Origin of the sequence: Sulfurimonas sp., assembly GCF_032250635.1 — a bacterium.
In the GTDB taxonomy this organism is placed as follows: Bacteria; Campylobacterota; Campylobacteria; order Campylobacterales; family Sulfurimonadaceae; genus Sulfurimonas.
In genome coordinates this window covers 2,382-3,782 of record NZ_JAVVFL010000204.1, presented here as the reverse complement: position 1 = coordinate 3,782, position 1,401 = coordinate 2,382, and the positions used below count along the sequence as shown (strand labels likewise).

The 1,401-nt window shown below is 36.4% G+C and carries 1 protein-coding gene and 2 tRNA genes (1 of these 3 cut by a window edge); 1 reads left to right on the top strand and 2 read right to left on the bottom strand.

The window, feature by feature from the left end; translation table 11 throughout:
* The first annotated feature begins 73 nt into the window (after nucleotides 1-73).
* Nucleotides 74-1,186: an FtsW/RodA/SpoVE family cell cycle protein gene (locus tag RQ763_RS10570; protein WP_314152914.1), complete on the top strand. Its 1,113-nt coding sequence runs from the start codon at nucleotides 74-76 to the stop codon at nucleotides 1,184-1,186.
* Between the two features lie 19 nt (nucleotides 1,187-1,205).
* On the opposite strand, the gene RQ763_RS10565 is transcribed toward RQ763_RS10570, so the two are convergent.
* Nucleotides 1,206-1,282: transfer RNA gene (locus RQ763_RS10565), tRNA-Asp, on the bottom strand.
* Nucleotides 1,283-1,380: 98 nt separating this feature from the next.
* Nucleotides 1,381-1,401, bottom strand: a tRNA-Val gene (locus tag RQ763_RS10560); it runs 155 nt beyond the window's last position.

Here is a 1,401-nt window from a genome sequence, read left to right as displayed (position 1 = left end):
TGATAGATTATTAGTATTATTCATATTATTAACCTTTATGATACAATTTCTAAAATTTTATGGAGTTTCAAATTTGTGGAGAATTGATAAACGTATTTTAGCACAATTTGATTTTTTTTCTATTATCCTCATCATTCCTCTTATAATTACTTCAAACTGGCTTATTAATGAAGTCGTACCGGCTCTTGCACAAAAACAGATTGCTTATGTCGGAATCTCATCGTTGGTCTTTCTAGGCGTATTTTTACTCCCTATTCGCAGAATGAGTTGGGTTATTCCGCTTATTTACTGGATAAATATAGCGCTTCTTTTAGCGGTTGAATTTTTCGGTCATGCAAGACTTGGCGCTCAAAGATGGATAGAGATACCGTTTGTAAATGCAACTATTCAGCCATCGGAGTTTGTAAAACCGGCTCTTATTTTAATGCTTGCTTACATTATTCACAAAAATCCGCCGCCAAAAGATGGATACAAAATAAAAGATTTTTTAAAAATCAGTCTTTATATTCTGCTCCCATTCGTTCTAATTGCAAAAGAGCCCGACTTGGGTACTGCACTTATTCTTCTTATTATCGGTTATGGCGTTCTTTTTTTTGTAGGTGTTCACTGGAAAATATGGGCAGTAATTGTCGGCTCAATCCTGCTTTTCTCTCCGGTTGCCTACAAATTTTTGCTCCATGATTATCAAAAAACAAGAATAACAGATTTTCTTAGTGAAAAACCCTCATACCATGTGCAGCAATCCATAATCGCAATAGGCTCAGGAGGACTTACCGGCAAATCCAAAGATGAGGCAACACAGACGCAAATGCGCTTTTTGCCTATCTCTACGAGTGACTTTATCTTTGCATTTCTTGTTGAGAGAAGCGGATTTTTAGGAGCTTTGGCAATTATACTTATCTATGTAGTTCTTATTTTGCATCTATTTAGTCTTAGTATTTTTTATAATGACTACTACATAAAAGTCGTCACAATAGGCATCTCGTTTATGATTTTTGTTTACATGGGCGTAAATATCTCAATGACCATAGGGTATGCTCCCGTAGTCGGTGTTCCTCTGCCTATGTTTAGTTATGGGGGAAGTAGTTTTATTAACTTTATTATTCTCTTCGCAATAATGCAAAATCTTATAACGTTTCGATATAAAGATATGTATGATGGACGTGGAACTAAAAGCTTTTTATAAAGGGATTTTTTAGGGGATGTGGCGCGATTGAAGGGACTCGAACCCTCGACATTCTGCGTGACAGGCAGACACTCTAACCAACTGAGCTACAATCGCATATAATAATAAGTTGTTTTTGACTTTAGATGTGCTAAGGTTTTGGCGAAGCGTACTAAGGTACGTGAGTCAAAAGCTTCGTGCATATAAAACAAAAATGGTGGGCACTACTGGACTCG